Consider the following 21,035-nt stretch of genomic DNA (forward strand, 5'->3'; position numbering starts at 1 on the left):
CTTCACGGAAAGCGAGCCAGAACCCGAGTTTCGGCTCTGGCTCAACTTCTGTGGTCCGCGCACGCCAAGTGACTGCGGACGCCCGTAAAAGCCGGAAAGATGCCCGAAAGTGGTCAGTGACCGACCGGGAGTGGGCGACAGTTCGCGGCCGTGAAGGAACAGGTCGGGCTAACGTTGAAGTCACAGCTGCTGATCCAGCGGCACGTTCATTGGGCTGAAGCCTGCGGCTTGGTAGAACGCACGAGCGCCCTCGTTGAAGTACCAGACGTCCGTGACGAGGCGTCGACAGCCCGGCGCCGACCCAATCCTCTACCGTGCCCGTGCTCCCCGAGATCGTCGTCCGATCACCTCCTCACCTCACCCGATGACACGTCAGTGATCACTCGATCACTGGGAGTCGATCGACTGTGGGACAATCAGGCGCCTGGTGATCTAGAACTGGGGTGGACGTGCGGGTGGACGTGACGAACCTTCGACGGGTGTTGACCGTGACGGCAGCAATGGTCACTGGATTGGCAGCCCAGGTGTCCCCGGCCTCTGCGGTGGTCGGCGGTCAGCAGGCCACGGCCGGGCAGTTCCCGAGCGTCGTGAACGTGCTCATTTCGGGATGGCACGGTTATGAACACAAGTGCGGCGGAGTGCTGCTCGGCACAAAGTCAGTGCTCACCACGGCGGGCTGCGTGGATGGCCATACGGCAAGCGAGTTCAAGATCCAGTACGACGGGACTGATCGCACCTCTCTGCGAGTCACGCAGGACGTGAGCACGATCCACGAGCACGAGGACTACCCGAGCACGCTGCGGAACAACGTCGCTGTGCTCACCCTGAAGAACCCTATCCAGACGTCGGACACCGTGGGCGTAGCATCCCTGCCGCAGTCGGGAGCCGATGACCCGCTGGCGGGCCGCAAGGTCGATCTCGCCGGGTGGGGAGCGACACGCCGTGGGACTGCCGCTCTGCCCGTCCAGTTGCACCATGCCACGATGCCGGTGATCAGCCATGCCGCGTGCACCAGTGCCTATGGGGCAGGCCCCATCGACGCCGGCCTGTTCTGCGCGAAGGCTCAAGCGGAGAAGTTCGCCTGCCAAGGCGACGCGGGCAGCCCCGTGTACATCGGCAATAAGGTGGTTGGTCTGGTGACCGCCAAGAACGGATGCACACATCCCGGCAAGCCCGACGTCTACGTCCGCGTTGGCGCGCTCGAACGCTGGATCACGAGCAAAGTCATGTAGCGGAGCCATCCAGCTCAGAGGGCCTGGCGGGCCGGCTGGGTCAGGCGGCCGGGCACAGGGTGATGGTCGGCTCACCCGAGTGCTTCCACCTGATCCAGGAACGGTTCTGGATCACTTTCTACCGGTAGTAGGGGCGAAAACCAGGTGCAGGGTCGTGTGGTCAGCTGAGGAAAGACAGCCGGACATGGCGTTCTGGGTTGTCCCGGTCGGTGCTCACGAGTACGACGGACTGCGAGGTCCCCAGCTCAAGCTCACCATCGACTACGGGCAACGTGGCGTGTGGTGGGACCAGAGCCGGGAGCATGTGGGCGCTGCTGCGGTCAGGACTGCCGTGGCGGCCTTGCCAGCGGTCGTCGGCGGGAAGAAAGTCGCGGAGGGCCGCCAACAGATCATTGTCACTGCCCGCGCCGGTCTCGATGACGGCCAGGCCGGACGTCGCGTGGGGGGTGAAGACGTTCAGCAGTCCGTTTCGCCCGTGAGCGACCTCTCGGAGGAAGGCGGAGCATGCGTTCGTGAGGTCGTGCAGGGTCTCGGTGGAGCCGGTTGTGATGTTGATCGTGCGGGTGGTGAAGGTGCCAGCCATGGTTCACCGGTACCCGTCGCGGAGCCTGAGCGCTGACGGCCGAATGGGTGAACAGCATTCGCTTCGCGTCAGCCCCGCTTCTCCTCTTCGGCTTCCATGAGCCGGATTCCCTGGTGCGTCAGCGTGACCATTATGGGTGTGTTTCCTTGTTCCCAGTCGACGGTGACGAGTCCTTCGCCCACCAGGTATGCGCAGGCGGCGGCCAGATCCCGCTCGGGGAGCTGAAGATCGTCGCGTAGCCTTGCCCCGGTGACGCCCAGGAAGCGATTGCCTTCCGTGGTCTCGTACAGGGCCTTCATGATCGCTTCGCGGTAGTGCTTCCGCTCTTGCAGTGTTGCCATGATCGCTGTCCACTCGTGCCAGCGCCGGACTCGGAGCGTGCGGGCCTTCGCTTCAGATTTCGTCCGTCTGCGTGCGGGCGTCCCCGGAGGATCGGCTGGATACCAGCCAGGGCTGCGCCGGCTCCGGTGTGTGGGTGGTGTCGATGGTGAGGTGGAGGCGGGTTCCGCCCGAGTCGTCGACGGGGTAGCTGCGCTGTTCGGTGGCGGCGAAGCGACATCGGAGGGCTTCTGCGACCTGACGGGCGGCTTCGGGGGACGCGGCGACGATGCGTACGTCGGCGCGCCCGGCCGAGGGGAGTTCCGGGGACTTCATGGTGACCTCGCTTGCGTGGGACGGCAGGATGACGTGTCGGTGGGTGTGATGCCGTTGCGTCACACCCACCGCCCCCGGTCAGAAAAAGGTCGCTGTCATGCGCGGCCCCCATTTGCCGAGACGGCTCCGCCCTCAGTCTCCCAGTCTTCTTCCCGCCACAGCGTTTCCTGTGCGTCATGGGTGGTGTGCTCGCTCGCCATCAGGGCGCTGGCGGTCAGCAGGCCGCCGGGGGTGGCCGCGGCGGACATCAGCCGGGCGGCGGCGGCCGGATCGCTCTCCGGCGGGATCACCAGCAGGTCCCAGCGGCCCGCGGTGTAGGAGAGGAGGATCAGCTTGTTCGGATCCTGCTCCTCGGCGAACCAGCCCACATGCACGGTGCGCCCGGCCACCGGCACCTTGCGCGGCACCACGGGCCAGTGGGTCGGGTTCACCGTGACATGCGTGATCCGGCCCCAGCGCGCGTCCAGCACCTTCGTCAGTGCAGGAAGTTCGCGGAAGAGATCGCGAGAGCGGGGCCACCAGGCGCCGTCCAGGAGCCCCGGAGGTGATCCTGCCGGAGTGAAGGAGAGGCGGGCCGGCAGTGAAGGTGCGCGCTCGCTGATGATGCGGTCAATGGTCGCGGTCATGGCGCGGACCTGTCCCCGGGACTCGTCGTCGAATGCCCCGGTGTTGTTGCTCGCCGAGAACGACGCCGACGTGGGAGCCGGTGTGCGAAGTACTCCCGGTCTCTTCACTCTACTCCGGCCGGTAGTCCGTGAAGGCGCTTTCGCCAGGGACTTTCGTGGCGAACGCGGATCGGCGCCGTCGCCGCGGGGCGCGTCCGTGCCCTGGCTCGCGGAGTACGGTGAAGTGAGGAGGTCGCCTCGCCGGGCGGACGCACCGCTCTGGAAGGCGGGCGAATGCCCATGGCCGAATCCCACGCTTCGCGCGTCCCTCCGGGGGTTCTTCCGGAGGCGGTGCACCAGGCCGTCAGACCCGGGACGGCCCTCTTGCGGCTGGTGACCACGCAAACCCGCGAGCAGGTTCTCGACGGCGCGTGGTGGCCGCGTTCCCGCGACATCGGCGCCGAGCTCCCCAGCCTGATCGCCGCGCTGACCGAGCACCTGGGCCCCGTCCTGCGCGTCGGCCTGGACACCGGCGCCTGGGAGGATCTGCCGACCCGTCTCGTCATCGACGACCGGGTCGTGCACATCGACTCCTTCCCGGTCGGCGACGACACCATCCTCATCACCCGAGGCGACCAGGACCACTTCTCCCTGCTGGTGGTCCCGCCGCACGCGACGCCTGAAGCGGCCCGCACCGCCATGGCCAGGGCCGTCGCGGCCAGCAACGTCACCCAGGCCGAGCAGATCCTCATCGACACCGGCACCCATCGGGCACCCCCGGTTCCCGCGGAAGAGACTCGGACGGACCGCGCACCCGGTGAGCGGTGAGCCGTGAGGGAGCCAGCGAGACGTCGACGCTGCTTTGACGACAGGGATGCGCATCGCCTCGAAGGTGCGGCTTCGACGGGCGCCAATAGGTAACACTACGTCACGTGTCGCATGTACAGAGTGATGTCGGTGGAGAGGGCCGGGACTCCGGTGCGCTGAGCCCTTCGGCCGCCTTGCCGGGGCTCGACGAGGAGCAGTTGGGGCTGCTGCGTCGGGTGGGGCGTGAATGGGGGCGGGTGTCGACTCCTGAGGCGTGGCACCGGGCGCTGCCCGTGGATTCCGATCTGGGCCGTTTCCCGTCCCCTGCGGAGATCCAGCCTGTCGGATGGGGGCGTCTGGTCAGCGTCTCACCTCTCGGCGGGCAACCGCCCGCCCCCGGCGAGGCCACGGGGGAGCTGCCACCTGGCCGACTGGGCCGCTTCGGCTACCACGTGCGCCGCGTCGTCCTGGGGGCCGCCCTGAAAAGCACGGCGATCGCGCAGGAGCGGATGCGCAAGCTGGTGGCGTTGCCCGTTCTGTCCGCCGACGCGCTCTCCTCCGTCGCCTACGGGCCCGAGGCCATGCTCGCCGTCCTCGTACTCGGCGGCGCGGCGGGACTGGCCTACTCCGTGCCGATCGCCGCCACGATCGCCTTCCTGATGCTGGCGGTGGGGGTGTCGTACCGCCAGACCATCCGCGCGTATCCGCACGGCGGCGGCTCGTACATCGTCGCCAGCGACAATCTGGGCCGCGTGCCCGGACTGATCTCCGCCGCCGGCCTGATGACCGATTACATCCTCACGGTCGCCGTGTCGATCGCCTCCGGGGTGGCGGCGATCACCTCGGCGGTTCCCTCGCTCGCCACCGACGCCGTCCCGATCGGCGTCGGTGTGATCGCCCTGCTGCTCGCCGGGAACCTGCGGGGCATCCGGCAGGCCGGCGCGCTGTTCGCCGCGCCGACCTACGCTTTCGTCGTCGCGGTGTTCGCGCTCGTCACCGTGGGCCTCGTCGACGCCGCCGGCCGCGGTTTCCACCCCACTGCGGCTCCGCACCTGAACGCCACGGAGAGCGTCGGCGTACTGCTCGTGATGCGCGCCTTCGCTTCCGGGGCCACGGCGATGACCGGTATCGAGGCGATCTCCAACGCGGTGCCGGCATTCAAGCCCGTGGAGTGGCGCAACGCCCGCACCACGCTGACCTGGATGATCGGCCTGCTCATCACGCTGTTCGCCGGCACCATCGCCATGGTCCGACTCGACGGCGTCGTCCCCAGCACCCAGGAGACGGTCCTCTCCCAACTCGCCCACCACAGCTTCGGCTCCGGACCGCTGTACGTCCTCACACAGGCCACCACTGCCGCGGTCCTGCTGCTCGCGGCGAACACCGCCTACAACGACTTCCCCCGCGTGCTGTTCCTCCTCGCCCGCGACCGACACGCCCCACAGATCTTTCTGCGCCTGGGCGACCGCCTCGCCTTCAGCAACGGGATCATTCTGCTGACGATCGCGGCGACGCTGGTCTACGTGGCCTTCAACGGCACGACCGCATCCCTGATCCCGCTGTACGCCGTCGGCGTCTTCCTGGCCTTCACCCTCTCCCAGGCCGGAATGGTGGTCCACTGGTGGCGCCTGCGTGACCGCCACTGGCGCAAGAGCCTGTTCTTCAACGCCACCGGTGCCCTGCTGTCGGCCGTCGTCTTCCTCACCGCCGGCCTCACCAAGTTCACCGAGGGCGCATGGGTCGCCGTGCTCGCCGTCGGACTGTTCCTCGTGGTGACGATGCGCATCCGGCACCACTACGAGACCGTCGGCAAGGCGCTTCGTCTGCACCCGCACGCCATCGAGTTGCCCGCCCCCACCATCCCCGTACACCCCGGCCCCGACGCGGCACCGCCCGTGGCGACAACTCCGCAGTTCCCCGCGGCACTTCCCGACGCCCGGACGGAAGAAGAGGACGAGGAGACACCCCAGGAGATCCGCCACCTCTCGGTCGTCCCCATCGCGACCATGGACCTGGCCGGCATGCGCGCACTGGCCTACGCCGCCTCGCTCCACCAGCCCGTACTCGCGCTCCACGTCAGCCCCGAAGAGGACGAGGCCGAACGCTTCCGCCAGTACTGGACCCTGTGGGGCGACCACCTCCCGCTGGAAGTCGTGGTCTCCCCCTACCGCGCGATCGTCGCACCACTGGTCCACTACATCGAAGCCCTGCACGCGAAGCGCCCGGACCTCACCTTGACGGTCATCGTGCCCGAGATCGTCACCATGCGCCGGCGCTACCGCCTGCTGCACAGCAGGATCGCCCCACGGCTGCGGCACGCCCTGCGCCCACTGCCGAAGATCGTCATCACCAGCGTCCCCTTCCACGTGTAGCCACCTCTCCGTGGCTGCGGAAGCCGTGGCCCGTGTCAGTCTTCGAGGACCCGTGGGGCAACGAGTGGTTCCTCAGCCGGCGCGACTCCTGATTTGCGCCCAACTCCAGCTCGGTGCCCGTGCGGCATGGCAGTCGGAACTGCCCTACAAGCCTGAGGTCATCCGCGGGCTGGGCCGTCAACTTTCCCCAGCTCGGCGGCCTCAGGGCACGCGCATGCAACTGACGTGCGCGCAAGGCTCGGCAGGCACTCGCCGAGTCGCCTGGAGTCGTCGGCCCCGCTCGCTCAGGGCGCGATGTGCCGGTCCGCGTCGTGCATGCGTCTTCGTGCGCATTGGGTCCTCATCGCCCCCTGCGGTGCCTGCAGCCGGACCCCGAGCAGATGGACTGGCCACGATGGCCGGGCTTGAAGTATGTCGCGACCTTTGCCGAAACCCGCGACGAGCGCAACCGCCTCGCCGCCATGGCCCCGAACGACGTCCGCATCGTCGTCCTCGGACAGCCAGACGGCACGTGACCGACAACGGTCGCTCACCACAACGGCCGAAGAGCCGCAGGGTCGTCCTGTCGCCCTCGCCGGTCTGCGGGATGTAGCCGTAGTCCAGGTGGACGATGTGGGACGTCCAGCACGATCTGCCTCGCTCGGTCCCAGGGGATCTCTGCGCCCGGGGCGACCTCGCCGAGTGCCTCGGCGGCCTTGCGGGTCAGCTTGAGCCGGCCCGCGTTGGCTCGGCGCGCTTGCCGGTTATCCTGCGCCTGCTCGGCGTCGAGCAGCCGCTAGTGGAGCCGGTGCTACTGGTACTCGCCGCGTTTGCACTGCGCGGGCGAGTCAAACGCTGACCAGACCACGGTTCGACACTTCGAGGATTCGGACGGACCGTGAGTCTGAACGGCTGGACACGGCGTGAAACACCGCGAGAAGAAGCAGGTCACAGCGCCGCTGTAGGACACGAGCAGCGAGAACCTACAGGACAGATTCTCCCTCGCCTAATGGACTGCCATACGGAGCCGATGGACACCGCCGGGCAGCGGGCAGCCGGGCCTGCTCAACGAGGCAGGGCGAGGTGGCTCACGCCAGCGAGCCCTCGGCGGATGACACAACATGTCCCGTCGGATACGGAGTGTTTCCCCATCTGCTGCGCCATCCCTCCGCACCGGGCGGCGGGAGCTGTTGGTACACAAGTCATCCGGCGGCGTACTGCCAGAGCCAAGCGAGTTCGGGGTAGGACGGAGGGGCGGGATCGGAGGCGTCCGTCAGGAGGGGCTGGTCAGCTTTGGCGATGACCGGCACGTTGACGGCTGTGGTCGTGCTGGCGCGTTGAAGGGCGAGGTATCGCAGGCTGGATGATGTCCAGTGGAGGGCGGCGGACAGCCAGTACGGAAGTTCGGAGGCGTAACGGGCGACGGCAGGACGGGGATCGGAAAGGAGCTGCCGTTGTAGGCGGAGCATGAGAGCGACCAGCCTTTCGTACAGCTCTCCTGCCTTGATCAGGGCATCGAAGGTGCTCAGTTGGTGACGGGCGGCCAAGACCGTGACGATGTTGATGTGGGCCTGGCCCGCTGCCTGTTCTTTGAAGAAGCTGACCAGGTCGTTGATGATGAGGCAGGGCAGGAAAGCAGCCTGGCTGAAGGCTCGCACGACAGGGTCGTAGAGTTCGACGGACGACAGGGTGTATCCGGCGGCGGGTGCGGCGTAGGCGGCGAGAACACCAGTGCCGGCTTTCTGCCAACGCATTCTCAGGTATTCGCCCAGGCTGGGGGCAGTATCTCGCTGTTGGAGGGAGGCTTTCCACAGCTGGCCGCCGATCCAGCAGGTGTGTTCGCTGCGCACAGCGTCCTGACCCTCTGGAGGCAGGCTGGTCTCCAACAGGCGGCGCACGTCGCGCAGGCTACTCAGGAAACGGTTGTCGGGCACAGGGGCCGTGGCGGGCTCGTACATGACCCAGTTGGCTTCCGAGGCCAGGGCGACCGCCTCCCCCAGATTGTCGCTGAGGATGTCCTGGGTGTCGTCCCAGGCGAACGTCCAGTAGGCGTAGCAGGTCATCGCGATGGCTGCGTCTGTGGTGGCGAACGGAATACCCGCAGCGATGACTTCGCCGATATTGGCCTGGGCGAGTACAGAATCGGGCTCACACAGGCGGTGCCGGATCGCCCAACTGCGGCCCTGTTCATCGAGCGCTGGGCCTCCTGCGGGGTGGAAACGCAAGGGGACGGGGCACCAGATGCCGATCTCGTCGACGGGAAGATCCCTAGCCTGGCTGGATGAGAAGTGCATGACGCTCCCTGGAGGGACGGTAGCCGGGAAAGGGGTACTCAGGAGGGGGCAGGCACTGGCAGGGCGTCTTCGCCGCCCTCGCGGAGTTCATGATTTGTCAGCGGTGATGAGGATGTAGTTCATCAGGTTCTTCCGGTATGCGGTCAGGAAGGGCTGTTCGACACCGGTAGCAAGGCAGGAGTGCTCGCGCAATTCCCAGTAAGGGATGGCTTGGGCGGTGAGGTCTAGTAGGACTCCGTTAGGTCGGTGTGGGTCTGGGTGGGCTTGATGTTCTTGGTAGGGGGCGGTGGCAGGTGCTGCAGGTGCCGGTCCAGCAGTTCAGCAGGGTCTGGAGGACGTCAAGGATCTGGTAGAGCGTGAGGCCGGTGTGCGGGCTTTTGGGGATAGCCGCTGCTCGGTGAGGAAGGCATGGGCGGCGGTTACGAGGGTGACGTGATGGTGCCACCCGGTCCAGGAACGTCCCTCGAAGTGGTCCAGGCCGAGGCCGTGCTTGAGTTCCCGGTAGTCGTGCTCGATCCGCCAGCGAATCTTCGCCAGACGGACCAGTTCACGGATCGGGGTGTCCTCGGGCAGGTCGGAGAGCCAGTAATCGGTGGGCTCTTCGGCCTCCTTTGGCCATTCGATCAGCAGCGTCACCTTGGGCAGTACGCCGTCCCAGTGGCCCTGCTCGGCGGTGGCGGCGGCTTGGGCCAGACGGCGGGCCTTGGCTCCGGCCGGCCGCACCCGCAAGGTCAAAAAGCGCGAGCGCATCGGCCCGCGGGAGCCTGTGCGCCACGTGACCTCGGTGAAAGCCTGCCGTCCATGGCTCGTGGCCAGTGCGGCCACCGAGAAGGGCTTGTCGCGGTAGCGGGGCTGCGGCTTGCGGCCGTTGCCGGACCAGGGTGGGGTGACCGGCTGCGCGTCGTGGGGGTGGACGGTCACGTCCGAGCGGACGGCCATCACGTAGGCGACGCCTCTCTTGGTCAGGCCGGCTCTGAAGTCGGCGTTTTGCCCGTAGGCGGCGTCGGCCACCACCACTGGCGGCGCCAGGCCCCATCCGGCCAGCTCGTCCAGGATGTCCAAGGCCAGGCGCCACTTCTCACGGTGCACGATCTGATCGGGAATCCCCGTCTTGCGCCGGCGCTCCGGATCGCTCGCCCACTCCTGGGGCACGAATAACCGCCACTGCAGCGGGCAGGAGGCAGTGTCGGTTGCGGCATGGACGCTCACGGCGACTTGGCAGTTCGCCTGTTTTCCCAACGCTCCGCAGTACTGCGGGGCCACTGCGACCGACATGCGGCCGTCCTTGGGCACGGACACGTCGTCGACGACCCAGGCGGTCGGGTCGATACGCGGCAGCATTCGCTCGGTGATCCGCCGCTGGACCGGCACGGGATCCCATGGGGACTGGTTCACGAACTGCTGCAGGTTCTGCTCGTTGCCGTCCGGCAGCCGCGAGGCCATGGCCTGGACGGACTTGCGGCGACCGTCCAGCATCAGTCCCCGCAGATAGCAGTCGCCCTTGGCCCGCTGGTCCTTGCGCGGTACCGAGGCAAACACATCCGCCACGAACAACGCCAACTTCGCCCGAAACCGGTTCACTTCGAGTGCATCCACACACCCAACATGCACCTGATCAGCCGCGGCAGGAAGACCTAACGGAGCCCTACTAGGGCAGCTCGCGCCGCTCCCAGCCCGCCGCGGCGATTGTCAGGCCCCACCGCTCGGTGGCGAGCCGGGCCGCCGCGTCCATCTGGGCGGAGCCGCACTGCCCCCAGTCGAGCAGCGCAGCCGCATCGGCCGGTGACACCCATACCCGCCCGTAGGCGCGGCCCGTGCACGGGTCCGGTGCGATGGGGTCCGCATGCTCCAGCAGCGCGGCATAGCGCGCCTGTACGTACGGGTCGTGGCCATCCTCGTGGACCAGTTGGTAGCCCACCGGGGCCCAGTCGGCAAGGTGGAGCTGGCTTTCCTCGTAACACTCGCGCCGCAGCGTGGCCACCAGGTCCGCGTCGCTCTCCTCCGGCGTGCCACCCGGCAGATTGCCACGGCCCGCATCGTCTTGCACGACTACGGCGCCACTGCCGGGATCGAACACGACCCCGTAGACCTGACACACCTTCAGTCCGTCCGGCGGAGGCCACTGCTCCACCCACCGGATCGCCCCCTCCACGCACACGTGGTTTCCTTCCGGCCGCCGGCGAGATACGCGTAACACCCTCCCACACCAGGGTTTTCGGCAGGCCGGTGGAGCCCGTCAGGTGGGCGAAGGTACGGCGGCGCGTCCTACATGAGATCGAACGGGGCTGGGGCGCGGCCCTCCCAGATCCGGCGGGAGGACTGTTCGGGGTAGGGCAAAGTCTTCGATTCGGCGTCCAGGACGCGGGTGAGCTGCCGGTCGGGGCGGTAGGCGGCCCATCCGGGGTGGCCGGTGGTGGCGAAACGGACCCACGCCTGGTGGAGTTCCCGCGAGACCGCGATGGCCTCAGGGGTGGGCGGGTCGCCGAGGAGTTCTCTGCCGGTGGGGCTGTCCAGCGTGCCGAACACCAGGGGGACGTCGAGGCTATGGCAGGCGCCCAGGATCCCTCCGAGGGCCGGGGAGGGCAAGCGCAGCTCGAACAGGAACGAGGTGCCGCCGGCTGCGGTGTTCGCCTCTGCCAAATGCAGTGAAGGCATCCGGAAGAGGGCATCGGAGTACACCGATTCCAACAGCTCCTCCGAGGTGGGCTGCGGGTGGGCGGCACGGTAGGCGCCCGCGCCGTCCGGTGCGGGGGCGAACAGGTCCAGGGCGGTACGGGCGTCCTGCTCGGTGAAGGCGCCCCGCCGTCCGCTCATGACACTGAACAGCCGGAATTCATCGCGTGTATGGCCGACGAGGAGCTCGATTCCGCTCGCACGGCCACTGGTCAGTGCGGGCCAGGGCGTTTCGGGGAGGACGTGGCCGTCGACGACGGGGCATACGGCGACGCCGGTCCCGGTGAGCCGTCCCCAGCACTCGCGGTAGCCGGGGAGGTCGGCGCTGAGGGAGGTGAGCCCATCGGCGAGGCGTTGGGGGGCGACATCGGAAAGGGCTTGGGCGGTGGGCGTCGTACCGAGCCGGTCCGCGAGGGCGGCGGCGACTTGTTCTGCCAGTGCGGGGGTGCAGTGGTTGCCCGGCACCGAGTGGGTGATGGCCCGTCGGAACAGGTCGCGCACCGGCTTCATCGTCAGCAAGGCGGCGATCGACCCCGCCCCGGAGGACTGTCCGGCCACCGTGACATGGTCGGGGTCTCCTCCGAAGGAGGCGATGTTGCGCCGCACCCAGTGCAACGCCGCGATCTGGTCAAGGAATCCGCGGTTGGGCGGGGCGCCTTCGAGGAGTGCGAAGCCCTCGGCGCCCACCCGGTAGTTGATGCTCACCACGACGAGTCCCGCCCCGGCCAGCGCCGCCGGGTCGTACATCGGATCGCTTGAGGCCCCCGCGATGTAGGCGCCTCCGTGGATCCACACCAGCACCGGCAGCCCCGCTGCGCCCGGATCCGGAGTGCAGACGTTGAGTGTCAGCCAATCCGCACCCTCCGCCGAACTCGCGCCCACGGACCCGGACTGCGGTGCCACGGGCCCGAACTCCGTCGCCTGCCGTATCCCTTCCCAGCGCTGCGGTGGGGCCGGTGCGGCGAACCGGCGTGCTCCGACCGGTGGTTGGGCGTAGGGGATGCCGCGGAACACCGCGTGCCCCCGCCGCCGGCACCCCTGCACCACACCCTCCGCAGTACGCACCCTGGGCTGTTCAGACATGTCGCTTCCTCCTCCACAGGCGTCGCCCGATATCGGGAGCGCCCGGCGGGCTTGTCGATTTCCTTCGGGACCGAGAACCCGGGGTCAGCCGGGTGCCGACGGTCAGCCCGACGATGCTCCGGTCCCGTGCCCCCTGGTGGGGCCGACCAGGCATGGTGGCTGCTGGTTTCCGTCGCCGGGCGATTGGCGAACGCTCGTCATCGACTGCGTTCCGCCTCTTGTCCCTGACCGTGATCGTTCCTGGTGAACAGCCTGTCCAGGTACTGATCGATAGCGGTGAGCGCCTCCTGGGGCTCGATCACGTCCAGTTCGATGAGGGGGGTGAAGCCGGTGAGCGCGAGGAGCAGATTGGTCTCGGTCACCGGGTCGCGGTCGGGGCGGATGTGCCCGTCGGCGATCGCCTGGCGGACCAACTGCTCGACGAGGACGCGCCCTTGGGCCATCCCGCGGTGCGCCTGCGCGTGGATGGTCTTGTTGTGCAGCGCCTCCAGGACGTAGGCGGCGCTCATCCGGCTGGTGGCGCGGGCGTCGGCATGCAGGGGCAGCATCTCCGTGAGCATCACTCGGAGCACGTCGCGGGGGTGCGGCCGGTCGCCGAGCTCCTGGAGGCCCCGGCCGACGCGCAGCGTTGCCTGCTCGGAGGCGAAGTCCATGGCGAAGGAGAGCATCGCCTCTCGGGAAGCGAAGTAGTGCTGCAGCGCCCCGTGGGAGATGCCTGCCTCCTGTGCGACCTCGCGCAGGGACAGATGCGCGACTCCGCGCTGCTCCACCACCCGCCACAGTGCTCGGGCGATCGATTCACGGCGCTCGCGGTGATCCACCTGTTTCGGCATCGTCGGCTTCTCCATAGGTTCTCTTTTTAATGCAGTTGACATAATACATCTGACCGATAACCATGGAAGCCTGCGGGGAGAGGGGAGCGACTGACTGAAGCCGAGGGTGCGTACCGCGGAGGGTGCGTGCGTGGCCGCGTGCGGCGGGGACACGGGGGTGTCCCGCGGCACGGCCTACGCCCAACCACCGGCGAGGGGCCTCGGCTCGCCGCACGCACCCCGCCTCGGCGCCGGGAAGGGACACGACAGGCGGCGGAGTTCGGACCCGTGACACCACAGTCCGGGCCAGCTCACGCTGACACCTGACCGCCCCCGGGCTTTCCGGTCCCAACGGAGCCGAGAGTTCTTGAAAATGCGCCCGGTGCGCACCGATTTACGCTGAGCGACTTTTGCGAACGAAGCGGGGTGAGTCAGCAGCCCAAACAAGATCTTCATCGGTCTTCCAGGTGGCTGTGAGACGCGGACCCCTCGGGAATACGATCAAGACTCGTTAGACAACGACTACTGCCTGCGATACTTGGGGGAATGGGATGAGGCGCGCCGTCACGGCGACTGCGGCAGCAGCTGCGGCCTTCGTCATTGCGGGATGCTCGTCGAGCGCAGCGGGCAAGAACGCCCCGGATGGAGCCGGCCAACAGCCGAACACCCCGGCGTCCGCGGCGCCTTTCGCCCGCACGTACCAGGAAGCCGTCAACGATCAGAAGTGGCGGCGTGTATGCCAGATGCGGACCGAGCGGTACCGCCATGGCACTGTCAAAGCCTGCGTCGACGACAGCACGGAGACGACACCGTCCGCCGCCCCGTCGCCGAGCGAGAGCACTGATCCGCCCCTGCGGCGTGCGGACGGCTCCATCATCCCGCCGAGGCCGACGCCGTCCGCGAGCGGCCTTGACCGGGCCAAGACCGGCTCCGTCAAGGTCGGCGGGTTGGTGTCGGTGCCGGCTATCGGTGAACATCCGGCTGGAACCGGCGTGCAGGTCGAGTACACAGTCACCTGGCCCAAGAGCACCACGACCACGAAGAAGGCCCTCCGGTTGGTCAAGCGGGGCAGCGAGTGGCTGGTCGACCAGTCCGAAGACATCTACGCCTCCGACGAGGCACACAACAATCCGGTCCACGACGCCCTGATGAGGGAATGACCTGTCGTCCAGCGCCGGAGGAACGCGCATCCAGGCATCGCAACGGAAGTTTCGTCCACCCCTCTCCGTTGAAGATCCGGCGCGGACCAGTCGATGACCGGCTCCGACCATGAGCAATGCTCAGTACCTGTGGATCAGGCTCGGGTCGGCGCGCGAAGGGCGTACCTTCGTTTCTGAAAGGCACTGGCCGAGGTGTTCCCGCCACGCGGCATCAGAGGTGCTGGGTTCACACAACGGCCATGTCGTCAACGCCCTGCCGAAGTCGGCCCAGCGCGGTGCCCGCAAGGCCCTGCAGGACATCTACAACGCCGAGGACCGCGACCACGCGCTCAAGGCGGTCACCGCCTTCGAGCATACCTACGGCGCGAAATGACCCAAGGCGGTCAAGAAGGTCACCGACGACGTCGAGGAGCTGCTGGCGTTCTACGACTTCCCCGCCGAGCGCTGGATCCACCTGCGCACGACCAACCCGATCGAGTCGACGTTCGCGACGGTCCGGCTGCGAACCAAGGTCGCCCGGGGCGCCAGCAGCGCGGCCGTGGCCCTCGCGATGGTCTTCAAGCTCGTCGAGTCCGCCCAAGCCCGCTGGCGGGCCGTGAACGCACCCCACCTCGTCGCCCTGGTCCGTGCCGGAGCCCGCTTCGAACGCGGCCACCTCATCGAACGTCCCAAGAACACGCTGCCTCGTCAGCCGCGTAGGAGATCACGATCCGAGCAATGGCCACCGCCCGCAGCGCCGACCCGGTGATCCTTACCGATATCGGTGGGGTGCTCGTCCCCGACTACCTGACCGCCGCCGCCACCGAGTGGAGCACCCGGCTCGGAGTCTCTCAACAAGCTTTCCTGACTGCTCTGTTCGGCGGAAACGACGATCAAGTGCTCATCGGCCGCACCAGCGAAGCATACTGGTGGAGCATCGTCCAAGACCGGCTCCGGATCGACCAGGACCTGATCGCCGAGCTCCAATGCGACCTGGCGTCCAGGGAGACCTGGGACGACGCCCTCGTGACGTGCTTGCGCCGTTTCCACGGTTCGGCGAAGACCGCGATCGTCAGCAACGCCTGGCCGCACATGCGCACCCGAATGTCCAACGCCGGACTCCTGGATATCGTGGATGCCATCGTCCTGTCCTGCGAGGTCGGATACGCCAAACCCGACCCCCGCATCTACGCGACCGCTCTCCACCGCATCGGCGCCGACCCCTCCGCAGCCCTCTTCATCGACGACACTCCCGGCCACGTCGCCACCGCCCGATCACTCGGGATGACCGGTTACGTGCACACGAACGCCCAGGACACCCTCACCCGAATCGAGGATTTCCTGCGGCCGCCAGGCTGAGACTGGCAGACCCCACGCGACTTCGTCGCCCCTCACCAACAAACCTTGATCCACAGGACTTGACAATTGCTCGCTCCCGCCCCCGGGTCCGTCAGGGGCATGGCGACCGCGACAGGTCGCCTCAGGAAGCTGCTCTGGCTGTTGACGAGCCGGTCAACGGTTCGCGGTCCCGAATGGCAGGGTGCCGTCTGGGTGGGCGACGACGAACTCACCCGCCTCGGCCAGAGCCTCAACCACATGCTCGACCGCCTCGAAGCATCCACCGAGCGCGAGCACCAGTTCCTCGCCGACGCCAGCCACGAACTGCGCACCCCGCTCGCCCTAAGACAGGGCCTCCGGGGAGAAGCCCGCGCGTCGTCTGCTGGTCCGGGTTCTTGCATTCGGGTGCCTTTGTCGGCGGCCAGTTGCGATTCCCCGCTCGCGGCCACTTGGCGGGGAGCTATCTGGCCGCGGATTTCACAGGCTGTCATCTCGGCTCGATCTTCGTGGCGCGAGAATACAGGCGAGCGCAGACCGGGCTACCCTGCAGGGAGCCGTCTGCTTCTGGCTGCTCATTCGCCCCAGGCTTCGGCGTCGCTCTTTCCGTGCCCGTATCGGGCCAGGGCTTCGTTCAGCGCGGTCCGCTGCTGGTCCGACATTGGCCCGAGGACGCAGACAGGCTCCAGTCCGCCGGCGATGACCCAGGCACGTACCGGGTACGGCCACCCGTTTGGCCAGCATTGAGTCGGCTGCTTCTCACCCGTCATGGGTTTGATGGCGAGTGCGGTGAGGCTACTGCCGTTGAGGCCATAGATCCTTCTGACGGCGAACGTCTGCACTTGGCTCCACGTGTATTCACGGCTGTCGTAAACGCCAGTGGTTCTTATGCCCGGTGGCCCGATCTTCAGGGACCAGGGAAACGCGCAGTACGGAAGTTGTGCGGCGTTCACAAGAAGGAATATCAGCGCGATTATCCCGATGAGACCGGAAAGAAACAGGAAAACTGGTCCCAGCCGCTGCGTTGGTGGCCACCAACTGGGGTGCCCGGGCCCGTCCTTGAAATGGGGCTGCTGCCACCCCTGAATGAGCGAGGTGAGGACACCCGCCAACGCCGCTGCCAACCATATGGAGGGCAAACCGATGAGGCGGCGGGTCGGCCGAGCACGGATGTAGCTGGACGTGGGCTCCCTTCCCGTCCACGAGATGCTGAACGGGTCGCCCTTGGGCGGGTCCGGTATGTCGTCCGTCGGTGGAGGCGGCTGTGCCAGGGTGGACGTGCCCTCGTCCCGCGGGTCGAGAGCCGCCAGTTGCTGCTGAGTGGTGCCTGGGTCAGTGGAGTCTTGTGCCAGGATTCTCTGCCGGGTTGGAGCCTGCTCGGCTGCCGGCGCGACCGGGGGCAGGGCGGGGCGACGGGCAATCACCACATCACCTTCCCCAACTGAGGTTACGGAGTGGCTCACGTCCTGTGACGACGACCGCGGATACCCCGCTCACCCTGGACCCGGCCGTCATCAGGGCGGCCGTGGAGAAGATCCTTTACGAGTTCCTCGACGAGCAGGACCGGATCGCGTCCGGTCTGCCGGAGCTGGCGGTGTTCACCGGCCTGCTGCGCGAGCTGCTGGACGCGGGTGGCAAGCGGATCCGGCCGCTGTTGTGCGTGATCGGCTGGCACGCGATCACCGGGGAGCCACCGCCGATCGCGGTCTGGCGGGTGGCCGCGGCACTGGAGCTGTTCCATGCATTCGCGTTGATCCACGACGACGTCATGGACAACTCCGCGACCCGCCGCGGCCGCCCCACCGCCCAGCACACCATGGCCACCCTCCACACAGGCCGCCCGGACGCCGCCACACTGGGTGTCAGCACGGCGATCCTCCTGGGCGATCTGGCGTTCGGCTGGTCCTACGAACTCCTCCACACCCCCGACATCACTCCCGCCCAGGCCGCCGTGATCCGCCCCCACCTCAACGCCCTGCGGGTGGAAACCTTGGTCGGCCAGTACCTGGACCTGACCGCGACCGGTCGACCCGCCACAGACCCGGACACCGCCTGGCGGATCATCCGCTACAAGACCACCCTGTACACCTTCGAACGCCCCCTGCACCTCGGCGGCGCCCTCGCCGGCGCCACCCCCGCACAACTCGCGGCGCTGAGCGGGTACGCACTGCCACTCGGGGAGGCCTTCCAGCTCCGAGACGACCTCCTGGGCGTCTACGGCAACCCCGAGGAGACCGGGAAGTCGAACCTTGATGACCTGCGCGAGGGCAAGCAGACCGTCCTGGTCGCCACCGCGGCCGCGGCCGCCACCGTCCCCCAACAACGCACCCTGGACAGGCACCTCGGCAATCCGCGATCGGATCGCCGTCCTGGCCGGCAGCGGGCACCCGGCGTGGCCCTCGACGCCGACGCGGTGAAGACGGGACTCGGGGACGGCTCGGTGGAGCTGGGCAAGCTCAAGGGCAAGCGTGGAGCTGGGCAAGCTCAAGGGCAAGCTGGGCAACCAGAATTACGCAGTCCCGGTCGGCACGGATCTGTCGGAGTTCCGTAGCGCTGTCATCTGGTGCAAGGGTTCTCGGTCTCCTGCGGCGCCGCCGAGCTGTCCACCATCGCGGGCTGATCACGCTCCCGGCTGCAGCCGATCTGGGCGGGAAGACCCTGAGCTGCGCAATCACGGGCTCGGTGCCGGCAGGTGAGGTGTGGTGGGACCGCACCTGATGCAGTCCGCCACTCCTCCGGCCGGTCAGGGCCCGTCCACGTGGGGTTCAGTTCAGTCGACGTCCGCGGGCACGGGTGGAAGGCGCAGGTGTACGAGGTCATCGGGGACTGGGCTGCTGTGGGGCCACATGGGGGTGATGTCGGCGTCGGCTGTCGCGGGGGCATCGGTCAGGCGCATCCGCTCACGCAGCCTGCCGTAGAAGTCGATCGGTCCGAGCCGCACGATGCGCAGGCGCTGGGGAGCCGCGTAGACACCGATCCAGTCCCCCGGATCCAGGACACCGCGCAACTGGCCGTCGACGCTCACCGCCGCGCGGCCGGAATGCCCCAGGACACGTAGGGCGACGGCTTCATCGGGCGCGGCGACCACCGAGCGGTTGAAGGTCATGTGCGGAGCGACAGGAGTGAAGACGATGGCGTCGGCTCCAGGGGAGACGACGGGACCGCCGGCGGCGAAGCTGTAGGCGGTGGACCCGGTGGGTGTGGCGACCAGGACGGCGTCGGCGGAGTAGGAGGCGAGCAGTCGGCCCGCGAGGTACACACCGAGGGAGACCTGCCGGTCGCGTGCCAGTTTCTCCAGGACGATGTCGTTGAGGGCGGTGATATTCAGGGCTACGCCCCAGTCCAGGGCGACGGCACACTCCGGGCGCACCGGCGGAGGTGGCAGCGCGGGACCGCGGCCGTAGCGCAGGAGGGCCTCCATCCCCTCGGGGAGTTTCAGCGGACAGGACGCCCGCATCGTCAGCATCAGGCGGGTCTCGATCTCCACTTGGCCGCGGTGGACGGTGTCCAGCGCGCACTCGACGTCGTCGGCCGGGACCTCGGTCAGGAAGCCGAGGGTGCCCAGGTCGACACCGAGGACCAGGGCGTCGTTCTGTGCGGCCAGGCGTGCTCCGCGGAGGAAGGTGCCGTCTCCTCCGAGCGTGACGATCAGGTCGGGGCTGCCGGCAGCGTCGACCTCCTCCCGCGCGTCCCGCCGCTGTTCGTCCTGACTCCACACATCGATGGCGACGCAGCCGACATCCCGGCGTTCGCACCACCGTCGGACGACATCGGCGGCCGCCAAGGCACGGGGACGTCCTTCGTGGACGACGATGCCCACCCGTTGCACGCTCACGTAGCGTCCTCTCCCTCCGGATGGCCTGTTCGCCCGCCCCTGTGGGACACCCGGTCCGTCCAGACGGTCGCGGAATTCCCGTCCGTCAACCGACCAGGTGCCACGAGCACCATGGCTGACCGCTGCCGGCCGACCAGGCACGCCCACTCCGCGAGCGGACCCCATCCGTCCCGGCGCACCATCCAGCCAGCGGCACCGATGACCGGTGGCGCACTATATGGGGATATTTATTTGCATTCTCGGGGCATCTTAACGGGCGCCCTGACTTCCATTGGGGCGGCAGGTCGTGCCAAGCGGCGTAATTTCCGCCTGGATTTCCTGTCTGGAAAACCCGCAATCACCGACGCGCACAGCACCCCGGTGACTTCCGCGTATCGAGGGCGTAGTCAGTGAGGCAGCGCCACGCACGCCGGTCGCCGCGGCGCCGACGTCGCAACAAGCCCTCGAGGTGAGGCCTGGCGGACACGCCACCCCGGAACGATCCTCCAAAGAATCGGCGCGGGACGGATATAAGTGATCGCACACAACACAATCGTTCAAGGGCGTGGTAGTGGGAAGGAAAGCACGGCTGTGACCACCGCATCGTTCAGAGGGAAAGTCGCGCTGGTGACGGGTGCGACCAGCGGCATTGGTGCGGCTGCTGCGGAGATGCTCGCCGAGCGCGGTGCCCACGTACTGGTGGCGGGCCGGGACCGAGGGCGCGGTGAGGCCGTCGTTGGTGCCATCCGGGAAAGCGGTGGCACGGCGGAGTTCTTTGCCGCCGACCTGCTGAAGGCAGGCTCGGTCCGACAGCTCGCGCGGGACGCCGTCGAACGAGGCGGCCAGGTGGACATCCTGGTGAACAGCGCGGGTCTCTACCCCTTCGGGCCCACTGAGCGCACGCCGGAGAGCGACGTCGACGCCGTCTACGCGCTGAACGTGAAGGCTCCCTTCTACCTCGTTGCGGAACTCGCGCCGACGATGGCCGAGCGGGGCAGCGGGGCAATCGTCAACCTCAGCACCATGGCGGCCGCGCTCGGCATCTCGGGATCGGCACTGTACGGCTCGAGCAAGGCCGCCGTGAACCTGCTGACCAAGGCCTGGGCTGCCGAATACGGTCCGCGCGGGGTCCGGGTCAACGCCGTGCAGCCCGGTCCGACGCGGACCGAGGGCACGGCGGGCATGGGGGATGACCTCGACGCCCTCGCTTCTCAAGCGCCCGCCGGACGGCCGGCTTCACCGAGGGAGGTCGCCGAGGCGATCGCGTACCTGGCCAGCGATGCCGCGAGTTTTGTGCAGGGCGCGGTACTGCCTGTCGACGGCGGCCGCACGGCCGTGTGAACCGGGCGTCCAGGCCTCCAGGCCCCGGACATTCGCCCGCGCCAGGACCTCCCCGACCACGGGTGGCCGATCCGGTCGATGCCCGACGGATCGGTTGAGGTCACCTGCACCGCAGGCGATCAGCCCTTCGATATTGCGTGTCGGTGAGGTTGAGGCACGGCAGACCGGCCTCCCCCACCTGGGCGGGTGACGCCGGAGCGACCAGCGTGGCCAGGCGGCGATCCGGGCCAGTACGGCGGCCCTCAGAGAGCGGTACTGCATCGTGCGCGCTCCTGGCATGCGTCTACGTCTATCCGTGTGCGATCCCCGTTT

Annotated in this window: 20 protein-coding genes and 1 pseudogene; 9 read left to right on the top strand and 12 right to left on the bottom strand. The window is 67.9% G+C overall.

Features of this window, described 5'->3' with window-relative positions:
* Positions 1–455: 455 nt before the first annotated feature.
* Positions 456–1,232 carry a S1 family serine peptidase gene (locus B1H19_RS02275; RefSeq protein ID WP_159027941.1) on the top strand — a complete coding sequence of 259 codons (777 nt, stop codon included), beginning with the start codon at positions 456–458 and terminating at the stop codon, positions 1,230–1,232.
* Positions 1,233–1,392: 160 nt separating this feature from the next.
* On the opposite strand, the gene B1H19_RS02280 is transcribed toward B1H19_RS02275, so the two are convergent.
* The 4 genes from B1H19_RS02280 to B1H19_RS02295 all read right to left on the bottom strand — a co-directional run bounded on the left by B1H19_RS02280 (position 1,393) and on the right by B1H19_RS02295 (position 3,095).
* Positions 1,393–1,815 carry a YjbQ family protein gene (locus tag B1H19_RS02280; protein ID WP_083102590.1) on the bottom strand — a complete coding sequence of 141 codons (423 nt, stop codon included), beginning with the start codon at positions 1,813–1,815 and terminating at the stop codon, positions 1,393–1,395.
* Positions 1,816–1,883: 68 nt separating this feature from the next.
* Positions 1,884–2,156 (bottom strand): hypothetical protein, encoded by a 273-nt coding sequence (locus B1H19_RS02285; RefSeq protein WP_083102591.1) that lies wholly within the window; start codon positions 2,154–2,156, stop codon positions 1,884–1,886.
* Positions 2,157–2,208: 52 nt separating this feature from the next.
* The gene (locus B1H19_RS02290; RefSeq protein WP_083109380.1) at positions 2,209–2,469 is read right to left on the bottom strand and encodes a hypothetical protein; all 261 of its coding nucleotides are present in this window, start codon (positions 2,467–2,469) and stop codon (positions 2,209–2,211) included.
* 95 nt (positions 2,470–2,564) lie between these two features.
* On the bottom strand, positions 2,565–3,095 hold the full coding sequence (locus tag B1H19_RS02295; RefSeq protein ID WP_083102592.1) for a DUF5994 family protein: 531 nt from the start codon (positions 3,093–3,095) through the stop codon (positions 2,565–2,567).
* A 279-nt stretch (positions 3,096–3,374) separates the two neighbouring features.
* Between B1H19_RS02295 and B1H19_RS02300 the strand changes: the two genes are divergently transcribed.
* Both B1H19_RS02300 and B1H19_RS02305 read left to right on the top strand, forming a co-directional pair.
* Positions 3,375–3,902 (top strand): DUF5994 family protein, encoded by a 528-nt coding sequence (locus tag B1H19_RS02300; protein WP_083109381.1) that lies wholly within the window; start codon positions 3,375–3,377, stop codon positions 3,900–3,902.
* A gap of 488 nt (positions 3,903–4,390) precedes the next feature.
* The gene (locus B1H19_RS02305) at positions 4,391–6,253 is read left to right on the top strand and encodes an APC family permease (protein ID WP_237289748.1); all 1,863 of its coding nucleotides are present in this window, start codon (positions 4,391–4,393) and stop codon (positions 6,251–6,253) included.
* Positions 6,254–7,434: 1,181 nt separating this feature from the next.
* On the opposite strand, the gene B1H19_RS02315 is transcribed toward B1H19_RS02305, so the two are convergent.
* From B1H19_RS02315 to B1H19_RS02335, 5 genes are all read right to left on the bottom strand, one after another.
* Positions 7,435–8,526 (bottom strand): terpene synthase family protein, encoded by a 1,092-nt coding sequence (locus tag B1H19_RS02315; RefSeq protein WP_083102595.1) that lies wholly within the window; start codon positions 8,524–8,526, stop codon positions 7,435–7,437.
* Positions 8,527–8,844: 318 nt separating this feature from the next.
* Complete coding sequence (locus tag B1H19_RS02320; RefSeq protein ID WP_083102596.1) at positions 8,845–10,122, bottom strand: IS701 family transposase; 1,278 nt, start codon at positions 10,120–10,122, stop codon at positions 8,845–8,847.
* A 52-nt stretch (positions 10,123–10,174) separates the two neighbouring features.
* On the bottom strand, positions 10,175–10,678 hold the full coding sequence (locus B1H19_RS02325; RefSeq protein ID WP_083102597.1) for an NUDIX hydrolase: 504 nt from the start codon (positions 10,676–10,678) through the stop codon (positions 10,175–10,177).
* A gap of 113 nt (positions 10,679–10,791) precedes the next feature.
* On the bottom strand, positions 10,792–12,282 hold the full coding sequence (locus B1H19_RS02330; RefSeq protein WP_083102598.1) for a carboxylesterase/lipase family protein: 1,491 nt from the start codon (positions 12,280–12,282) through the stop codon (positions 10,792–10,794).
* Positions 12,283–12,479: 197 nt separating this feature from the next.
* Positions 12,480–13,130, bottom strand: coding sequence for a TetR/AcrR family transcriptional regulator (locus tag B1H19_RS02335; protein ID WP_237289060.1), 651 nt, complete (start codon positions 13,128–13,130; stop codon positions 12,480–12,482).
* Positions 13,131–13,645: 515 nt separating this feature from the next.
* On the opposite strand from B1H19_RS02335, the gene B1H19_RS02340 reads away from it, so the two are divergent.
* From B1H19_RS02340 to B1H19_RS02350, 3 genes and pseudogenes are all read left to right on the top strand, one after another.
* Positions 13,646–14,254, top strand: coding sequence for a hypothetical protein (locus B1H19_RS02340; RefSeq protein WP_083102599.1), 609 nt, complete (start codon positions 13,646–13,648; stop codon positions 14,252–14,254).
* A 177-nt stretch (positions 14,255–14,431) separates the two neighbouring features.
* Positions 14,432–15,002 (top strand): annotated as a pseudogene (locus B1H19_RS02345) (transposase); the annotation flags it as partial.
* Positions 14,972–15,592, top strand: coding sequence for an HAD-IA family hydrolase (locus B1H19_RS02350; protein WP_083102600.1), 621 nt, complete (start codon positions 14,972–14,974; stop codon positions 15,590–15,592). The pseudogene B1H19_RS02345 and the gene B1H19_RS02350, both read left to right, overlap by 31 nt.
* Before the next feature lie 153 nt (positions 15,593–15,745).
* Here the strand turns inward: B1H19_RS02350 and B1H19_RS38490 are convergent, their stop codons facing one another.
* Entirely contained in the window at positions 15,746–15,892 is a 147-nt protein-coding gene (locus B1H19_RS38490) for a hypothetical protein (RefSeq protein ID WP_159027942.1), read from the bottom strand.
* Positions 15,893–16,143: 251 nt separating this feature from the next.
* Positions 16,144–16,995, bottom strand: coding sequence for a hypothetical protein (locus tag B1H19_RS38495; protein ID WP_159027943.1), 852 nt, complete (start codon positions 16,993–16,995; stop codon positions 16,144–16,146).
* A 41-nt stretch (positions 16,996–17,036) separates the two neighbouring features.
* Between B1H19_RS38495 and B1H19_RS02360 the strand changes: the two genes are divergently transcribed.
* Together B1H19_RS02360 and B1H19_RS39535 are read left to right on the top strand one after the other, a co-directional pair.
* The gene (locus B1H19_RS02360) at positions 17,037–18,119 is read left to right on the top strand and encodes a polyprenyl synthetase family protein (RefSeq protein WP_237289062.1); all 1,083 of its coding nucleotides are present in this window, start codon (positions 17,037–17,039) and stop codon (positions 18,117–18,119) included.
* Positions 18,037–18,264, top strand: a complete 228-nt coding sequence (locus B1H19_RS39535) for a DM13 domain-containing protein (RefSeq protein WP_083102602.1) — start codon at positions 18,037–18,039, stop codon at positions 18,262–18,264. The genes B1H19_RS02360 and B1H19_RS39535 overlap by 83 nt, the downstream gene beginning before the upstream one ends.
* A 74-nt stretch (positions 18,265–18,338) precedes the next feature.
* Here the strand turns inward: B1H19_RS39535 and B1H19_RS02370 are convergent, their stop codons facing one another.
* Positions 18,339–19,403 carry an NAD(+)/NADH kinase gene (locus tag B1H19_RS02370; protein WP_083102603.1) on the bottom strand — a complete coding sequence of 355 codons (1,065 nt, stop codon included), beginning with the start codon at positions 19,401–19,403 and terminating at the stop codon, positions 18,339–18,341.
* A gap of 570 nt (positions 19,404–19,973) precedes the next feature.
* Here B1H19_RS02370 and B1H19_RS02375 point away from each other — a divergent pair.
* Positions 19,974–20,723, top strand: coding sequence for an SDR family NAD(P)-dependent oxidoreductase (locus tag B1H19_RS02375; RefSeq protein WP_083102604.1), 750 nt, complete (start codon positions 19,974–19,976; stop codon positions 20,721–20,723).
* Positions 20,724–21,035 lie beyond the last annotated feature (312 nt).

Source organism: Streptomyces gilvosporeus (assembly GCF_002082195.1).
Classification (GTDB): domain Bacteria; phylum Actinomycetota; class Actinomycetes; order Streptomycetales; family Streptomycetaceae; genus Streptomyces; species Streptomyces gilvosporeus.

What these genes read in the sequence shown, in the direction of transcription:
- B1H19_RS02305 (WP_237289748.1), top strand. Translation starts at nt 4,391, where the DNA reads ATGCGCAAGCTGGTGGCGTTGCCCGTTCTGTCCGCCGACGCGCTCTCC.
- B1H19_RS02335 (WP_237289060.1), bottom strand. Translation starts at nt 13,130, where the DNA reads ATGGAGAAGCCGACGATGCCGAAACAGGTGGATCACCGCGAGCGCCGT.
- B1H19_RS02285 (WP_083102591.1), bottom strand. Translation starts at nt 2,156, where the DNA reads ATGGCAACACTGCAAGAGCGGAAGCACTACCGCGAAGCGATCATGAAG.
- B1H19_RS02300 (WP_083109381.1), top strand. Translation starts at nt 3,375, where the DNA reads ATGGCCGAATCCCACGCTTCGCGCGTCCCTCCGGGGGTTCTTCCGGAG.
- B1H19_RS02290 (WP_083109380.1), bottom strand. Translation starts at nt 2,469, where the DNA reads ATGAAGTCCCCGGAACTCCCCTCGGCCGGGCGCGCCGACGTACGCATC.
- B1H19_RS02350 (WP_083102600.1), top strand. Translation starts at nt 14,972, where the DNA reads ATGGCCACCGCCCGCAGCGCCGACCCGGTGATCCTTACCGATATCGGT.
- B1H19_RS02295 (WP_083102592.1), bottom strand. Translation starts at nt 3,095, where the DNA reads ATGACCGCGACCATTGACCGCATCATCAGCGAGCGCGCACCTTCACTG.
- B1H19_RS02315 (WP_083102595.1), bottom strand. Translation starts at nt 8,526, where the DNA reads ATGCACTTCTCATCCAGCCAGGCTAGGGATCTTCCCGTCGACGAGATC.
- B1H19_RS02280 (WP_083102590.1), bottom strand. Translation starts at nt 1,815, where the DNA reads ATGGCTGGCACCTTCACCACCCGCACGATCAACATCACAACCGGCTCC.
- B1H19_RS02340 (WP_083102599.1), top strand. Translation starts at nt 13,646, where the DNA reads ATGAGGCGCGCCGTCACGGCGACTGCGGCAGCAGCTGCGGCCTTCGTC.
- B1H19_RS02330 (WP_083102598.1), bottom strand. Translation starts at nt 12,282, where the DNA reads ATGTCTGAACAGCCCAGGGTGCGTACTGCGGAGGGTGTGGTGCAGGGG.